At 62.4% G+C, this 622-nt stretch carries 1 protein-coding gene; it reads right to left on the bottom strand.

Going from position 1 to position 622, the window contains the following annotated elements; all coding sequences use genetic code 11:
- Positions 1-622: Ig-like domain-containing protein (locus E8E75_RS00085; RefSeq protein WP_280357625.1), on the bottom strand; the 622-nt coding region annotated here is incomplete at both ends.

The following is a 622-nucleotide window of genomic DNA, read 5'->3' as shown; positions in this document are numbered from 1 at the left end:
GGTGATCGGGCTGTCTTCGTTGCCCGAGCCGGCTGCCGCGTTGGTTTCTGGCGCGTCGTTGACCGGCGATACGTTGCCGAAGCTCAGCTCGGCGGTGTCGGTGAGGCTGCCGTCGCTGACGGTGTAGGTCGCACTGGGCACCGGGCCGTTGTAGTTCTGCGCCGGGGTGAAGGTATACGAACCATTGGCATTGATCACCAGCGTGCCGACGTTGGTGATGGTGGCGGTATCGCCGGCCTGGTAGGTGGTGCCGTTGACCACGAACTGGGTAACAGTCAGGGCATCGCCATCAGTGTCCGTGTCATTGGTCAGGACATTGCCATTGACTGGAGTGTCTTCGGTGACCGCAATCGGACCGTCATCAGCAGCGATGGGTGCGTCGTTTTCGGGATTGACGATGGAGAAACTGAGCTCCGCGGTATCGGTGAGGCTTCCATCGGAGAGGGTGTAGGTGGCACTCGGCACCGCGCCGGTGTAGTCCAGGGCGGGGGTGAAGGTGAAGCTGCCGTCGCTGTTGATGACCAGGCTGCCGACACCATTGATGGTGGCGGTCTCTCCGGCCAGATAGCTGCTACCGCCGAAGCTGAAGCCGGTGACGGTCAGGGCATTGCCTTCCGGATCG

This window comes from Pseudomonas sp. BN606, from assembly GCF_029873115.1.
Classification (GTDB): Bacteria; Pseudomonadota; Gammaproteobacteria; order Pseudomonadales; family Pseudomonadaceae; genus Metapseudomonas.
Note: the sequence above shows the minus strand (reverse complement) of the source record. Positions and strands in the feature narration are given on the sequence as shown.